This window comes from Skermanella sp. (genome assembly GCF_059503625.1).
The window spans coordinates 1-6006 of record NZ_JCACHA010001030.1 but is presented as its reverse complement, the minus strand read 5'-3'; the positions used below and the strand labels follow the sequence as shown (position 1 = coordinate 6006).

Genomic DNA, 6006 nt, shown 5'->3' with positions numbered 1-6006 from the left:
CGTGCGCCTTGCGATCCAGAAAATCAGCGCCTGAAGTCTACAAACAGCCTCTGATTCAAGATGCGCTCCGAGTCGGCGGGGTAAAGTCATGGACGACGTGAGCGATCTGACAGGTGGATCTGACAGGTGATGAGACGGTGCCTCGTGCGCGGTTGCAAATGGGGGCCTGAAGTTTGGCCGCGAGATCGCCAACGGGATCCGCCGGCGCCGGCCACGGGGCGGCGACAAATGGCACCTCGACGAGATGGTCGTGACGATCGCGGGCAGGAAGCACTACCTGTGGCGCGCGGTCGACCAGGACGGCTTCGTGCTCGAGGCCCTGGTCCAGAGCCGACGCGACAAGAAGGCGGCCAAGCGCCTGCTGCGCAAGCTCCTGAAGAGGCAGAGCCGGGCGCCGCGGGTGATGGTGACAGACAAGCTGAAGTCTTACGCGGCGGCGAAAAGGGAGATCATGCCCGGCGTCGAGCATCGCCAGCACAAGGGGCTCAACAACCGGGCCGAGAACTCCCACCAGCCGACACGACGACGAGAACGGCAGATGAAGCGGTTCAAGTCGGCCCGCCACGTTCAGCGCTTCGTCTCGATCCACGATCCCATCGCCAACCTCTTCTACCTGCGCCGAGACCACGTCACCGCCAGCCAGTATCGCGCCACCCGTTCCCAAGCCTTCGAGGACTGGGCCGAGATCGCCGGCGCCCGTTTGGCCGCGTAATCACAGACCAGGGTTGCGCCCAAGCCCGTAAGCTACCTTACCGCAGTCGGACGCCGATCAAGTTGACGGTGCCTGCGCGAAGGAAAAGGCGCCCGGAGTACCCCACGATCCCCGATAATGCAACGTCAGGACGTTCCAGCCGGCTCGCCGGATCGACTGGGCCAGATCGAGGTTCTGCTCGTTGCCCAGGAGCCCGTGCAACAGGAGTATCGTCGGATGCGGCCCTGCGCCCGCCGCGGTGTAGAGGACCGCGTTGACGTTCACGCCGTGGCTTGGAATGGCCTGAGCCAGGGTCTGGGGAGGCCATGCCGCGTCAGGCCGGGGGTCACGGATAAGAGCATCCGGTAGCTGGCCTGCGCCTGTGATGCCGCTGTCCGCCGTCATGAGGGACAGCCATCAAAGGTCGCGTTGTTGTCGGGGTAGGCCGATGTGTTGCGTGACGTGACGCCCGGCATGTTTCCACCTCAGCCTTATTCAGAACCGCATCAGGGTTTCGCAGGCCCGTCGGAGAGCTTCCGCCGCCCTCCCGCCCAGGCCTTCACCGGCTCGGGCAAGATCGGCGGCGCGCTCGCGCAGAAGAAGGCGTTCCACCTCACCCGGCAGCAGCGGCTCGACGCCCCGCAGCATCGTAAACGTCATCCCGGCGTGGACGGCGTCGCTCTCCTTGGTTGCGGGAAGCCGGGCCAGCTTTGTGGATGCCTCGCTCAGCACATGCATCAGGTCGACCGCCGCCGACACCAGCTTCTTCTGTTGAGCCTGGCGATCGGTGCCCGGGCGGCCAAAGCACTGGACGAGGCAGCGCAGCAGCAGCCCGTAGGTCGCGCACGCGAAGTCGAGCAGCACGGCCGCTTTGGGATGGTCGATGAAGACCTTGCCGTCCGGTTCGGGCGGGCGCCGCAGCACCGGGCTGTCGGCAACCGGCCAAGCCGGCGCGAAGCCGGGGCTCGTGCGGGTCATCTCCGCCATTTCCTCCTGGATCGCCAGGAAGCTCCGGTAATGTGATACCTCCCGGTCAGACGGAGAACCTTCTCCCTGCTCGACGACCAGGTCGATGGCGGCGTTTGCCGCAGACAGGTCGGTGATCGGGTTCACCGCCTCAAGGTCGATTGCGTCCCTGCCCAGCTGACTCTCGGCCCCGCCCAGGAAGAGGGCGTCGCTGCCGAGATGACGTTCGAGCGCGGTGAGGTTGGCGCGGATCGCCTCGTACAGATGGCCGATCGTGGCGTAATCCTGCGCGCTCGGCATCAGCCCGGGACGGGCCTGCTCCCGCTGGTAGTCGTCCTGGGCGAACGCGTCGCTGTCTTCGCCGTCGAGACCCTGAGGCCGCTCCAGAAAGATGAAATGCTCCAGCGTCTCGGCGGTGAACGCCGTGAGTCGTAGAGCGACGTCCGAGGGGAAGTACCCGGGCGAAACCGGAAAGTTCGGGCGCCCGAAATGCGGTCGGCCGCCAACCGCCACCGTCAGGTTCGCCACCATGACGAGATGGCCCATCTCCTCGACCGCGACGTTGATGATCGTCCTGCGCCACCGTTCCAAGGCCTCACCGTGCGCTTTAGAAACGCTCGGCTCGCCGGCACGTTTGAGGCTGAACGCGGCGTAGAGATAGCTGCACATCAGCGCGTGCTCGATCTCCGCGGCCTCCGCCAGGAGGTGGAGGAGCTGCTCGCGCGAGCCGATCACGATCTCCGGCTCGTCGGCACCGGTCCCGGTCACTTGGTCGTTCGCCATCATGCCCCTTGACGCCGCAGCGAAATAGCGCAGCCGGTGGTGCCGCCGTATCTCGGCCCGCCGGATAAACACGAGCACTCGTTCCACCTGGAATGCGCCGTCGATGAACGGTCATCGCCGATCGATGTTCCGGTTCGCGGAGCTGAAGAGCCGTGATATATGTCATCGAGATACGAACCGTTCGTGCACCGTGGTTGTTGGTCCGTACCCCAGGCAGGCCTTTCCCGCGGCTTTGGTGCATGGATATTCTTCAACAAAATCAATATAATATGTTAACAATGCTTCTCAATCTCAAGCTTGATCCGGTAAGTTTTTGAGATTTCACGGTTTTTCCGCCGAGTTAATAATGCGAGGCGCAATCATTATTAAGCTAAGCTGTTGTTATTCTTGATTTTTGCTTGTGACAGTTCTCTGCATCCATGCACCAAAGCCGGTCACCGGTCTTGTCCAGCTGCAGGATCACCTCATCCCGGATCACGGTGTCATCATCGCTGACGATGCGAAGCTGAAGCTGAACGTGCAGGGTCGACGGCATGCTGGATTGTCCACGAACTTAGTCTGGTAGATAGGCCCGTCAACCTAGCTAGCTCCATCAGCCCAAGCTAGCCGATGCCCCACGGTTTCTGTTGCTCTCCGTTACAAGCGCATGCTCGGCGACCATCTGCATGTCCGGAAGCTGCCCGGCCCGCAGGCCGAAGCCGCCATCGGCGGCGCTGTCCTCAACCGCAGATCGATGCCGGATACCTGGACTCCGTCCGCACCACGTAACCGATCAGAGCGGATAGGCCCACTGGATCCGGACCGGTCTCGCTGCACCAACGCCCACCCTCCCCTTTCTTTTGGCACTGGGTAATCTTTCCGTGCGGATCAATCCTCGGCCGTCTCGGCCGCGTCGCCATCCCGATCTGGCGATCCCATCATCGCATCGGCCACCAGACCGGCGTTCTCCCGGATCTTCGTCTCGATAACATCAGCAATGTCCGGGTTCGATTTCAGGAAAGTCCTGGCGTTCTCCTTGCCCTGTCCGATCCGCTGACCGCTGTAGCTGAACCAGGATCCCGACTTTTCCACGACACCTGCCTGAACACCCAGGTCGATCAGCTCGCCCGTTTTGGAAATGCCCTCGCCGTACATGATGTCGAACTCGACCACCCGGAACGGCGGGGCCATCTTGTTCTTGACCACTTTGACACGGGTCTGATTGCCGACCACGTTATCCTTGTCCTTGATGGCGCCGATCCGCCGGATGTCGAGCCGCTGGGAAGCGTAGAACTTCAGCGCGTTGCCACCGGTCGTGGTTTCCGGGTTGCCGAACATGACGCCGATCTTCAGCCGGATCTGGTTGATGAAGATCACCGTGGTGTGCGACTTGGAGATCGAGCCGGTCAGCTTGCGCAGCGCCTGGCTCATCAGCCGGGCATGGCGGCCGACGTGGCTGTCGCCCATCTCGCCTTCCAGCTCCGCCCGCGGCACCAGCGCCGCCACCGAGTCGATAACCAGAACATCAAGGGCGCCCGTGCGCACCAGCGTGTCAACGATCTCCAGTGCCTGCTCACCATTATCCGGCTGTGAGATCAGCAACTCGTCGACATCGACGCCGAGCTTCCTGGCATATCCAGGGTCCAGAGCATGCTCGGCGTCGATAAAGGCACACGTGCCGCCCGCCTTCTGCGCCTGGGCTATGACATGGAGCGTCAATGTCGTCTTGCCCGAACTTTCCGGGCCGTAGACCTCGATGACACGGCCCTTCGGCACGCCGCCGATACCGAGAGCGATGTCGAGCCCGAGCGATCCGGTGGAAATAGCCTCCACGGCTGGTATCTCGCCGCCGCCGCCCAGCTTCATGATCGCGCCCTTGCCAAAGGCGCGTTCGATCTGAGTCAGGGCGGCATCGAGCGCCTTCTGCTTGTCCCGGGTAGTTTCAGCCAGCCTCAACGGAGGTGTGGACATTGCGGCGCTCCCAAATTCAAAACATATCTCCATGTACTCATTTTGTTCTCATTTTTTAGTGCATTAATCAGTTCATCCTTCGGCTGCTCGATATAGTTTCACATCGTGCTCTCAGTTGCTCACGCAGCCTAAGCCTTGTGCAGGTCAATCATGATCCGTTGCATCACGCCGGTGGGCCTCTTCCAACTCGACAGGGTCGACGACCGCGACCTGAACCAGGTTGGCTTGACCGGGTGACGGCTTGAGGAACAGGAGGGTTTCGGTTCGCCGGTAGGCCGGGAAGGACAGCCCCTCTATCAGTTCTTCATGGGTTTCGATCGTGTAGGTTCCGGCCGACAGCGGCTCGTCGAAGCCGCTCAGCAGGAAGGGGTGGCGGAAGGTCATGGTGCTGCGCACCGTTCGCTCAGTCATGGATTGCCTCTGCAGGGCTAGCCGTGAAAGGAAGTGGAGCCGGATCGTTAACCGCTTTTCCCATATGGGTCCCGGCCGGACCTGATGCACTGGACAGCGCGGAAGATCCGTCTCCCCTTCGATCACTGGTCAGCGGACGATCAGGCCATGGACGAAGCGCAGCTTTCCCATGACGGTCGGAGCCAGGACGAAAGGGTAGAGATCGGGCAGACCCATGCTGTGGTTGAGGCTGTTGACGGCGTAGGTCAGCGGCAGCCATGTCCGGACCAGAACGTCGAAGTCCCGCTGATCGTAAGGATCGAAGTCGATCTCCATGGCAAAGGCGGGATCGGGGTCGCCCTCGGGACGGACGCGCAGGCCGAACGCGTGCGCCGTCTCCAGAGTATCCACGATGTGCAGGTAATGCGCCCAGGTTTCGGCAAAATCCTCCCAGGGGTGGGCACTGGCGTAGCCGCTGACGAAGTGCTGCCGCCAGTCGGCAGGAGGTCCATGCGCGTAATGCCTGACCAGGCTGGCACCATAGTCCTGGCGCTCGTCGCCGAACAGGTCGCGGAACGACGGGAGCCATGGACCGCTGTGGACCAGCCGGTCCCAGTAGTAGTGGCCAACCTCGTGGCGGAAATGCCCAAGCAGCGTCCTGTATGACTCGGCCATGTCCTGGCGGTGACGCTCCCGCTCGGCATCGTCAGCCTCGGAGATATCGATCGTGATCAGTCCCGCTGCGTGACCTGTGACGATCCGCTTCTCCTCCAGAACCATTTTTTCGGAATTTGCCAGAAAATCAAAGGCGAGGCCTGTCTGCGGATCATCGAACCGGCTCGTCAGGGGCAGGCCGAGCCGCAGCAGACCGTAAACGAGGCGGTGCTTGGCAGTTTCCAGGCGCTGCCAGCGCAGGCGTTTGTCCAGGGTATCAAGATCGGGGATCGTTCGGTTGAGTCGGCAGGCCCGGCAGTACAGGGCAGGGCTGTCGGCCGAAATCAGCCAGTTGCAAACGTCAAAGGCGGCATTGGCGCAGAACCGCGACGGTCGGGTCGGAGCCGCCATAGGCTGCCAGCGACCCTCCCCCAGCGGGACAAGGGCGCTGAGCACCTCAAGGTCCGGGATGTAGCCGAGGAGGTGGCCGCAGCGCTCGCACCGGGTGTTGGCGAAATACACCATTTGACCGCAGTGCTGACAGTGAAAAATCTTCACGGCAGATGTCCGTT

6 protein-coding genes and 1 pseudogene are annotated in these 6006 nt (G+C 62.3%); 1 reads left to right on the top strand and 6 read right to left on the bottom strand.

Annotation, left to right across the window (positions count from 1 at the left end):
- Positions 1 to 163: 163 nt before the first annotated feature.
- Positions 164 to 712 (top strand): annotated as a pseudogene (locus AC5JJ6_RS37525) (IS6 family transposase); the annotation flags it as partial.
- 57 nt (positions 713 to 769) lie between these two features.
- Here AC5JJ6_RS37525 and AC5JJ6_RS37520 read toward each other — a convergent pair.
- From AC5JJ6_RS37520 to AC5JJ6_RS37495, 6 genes are all read right to left on the bottom strand, one after another.
- Positions 770 to 1096, bottom strand: coding sequence for a hypothetical protein (locus tag AC5JJ6_RS37520; protein WP_496046923.1), 327 nt, complete (start codon positions 1094 to 1096; stop codon positions 770 to 772).
- 90 nt (positions 1097 to 1186) lie between these two features.
- Positions 1187 to 2518 carry a ferritin-like domain-containing protein gene (locus AC5JJ6_RS37515; protein WP_496046922.1) on the bottom strand — a complete coding sequence of 444 codons (1332 nt, stop codon included), beginning with the start codon at positions 2516 to 2518 and terminating at the stop codon, positions 1187 to 1189.
- A 292-nt stretch (positions 2519 to 2810) separates the two neighbouring features.
- Entirely contained in the window at positions 2811 to 2975 is a 165-nt protein-coding gene (locus AC5JJ6_RS37510) for a hypothetical protein (protein ID WP_496046921.1), read from the bottom strand.
- Positions 2976 to 3307: 332 nt separating this feature from the next.
- Positions 3308 to 4390, bottom strand: coding sequence for a recombinase RecA (gene recA, locus AC5JJ6_RS37505; protein WP_496046920.1), 1083 nt, complete (start codon positions 4388 to 4390; stop codon positions 3308 to 3310).
- 144 nt (positions 4391 to 4534) lie between these two features.
- On the bottom strand, positions 4535 to 4801 hold the full coding sequence (locus AC5JJ6_RS37500) for a hypothetical protein (RefSeq protein WP_496046919.1): 267 nt from the start codon (positions 4799 to 4801) through the stop codon (positions 4535 to 4537).
- Positions 4802 to 4930: 129 nt separating this feature from the next.
- Positions 4931 to 6006 (bottom strand): zinc-binding metallopeptidase family protein (locus AC5JJ6_RS37495; protein WP_496046918.1); only part of this gene is annotated, 1076 nt, incomplete at its 5' end.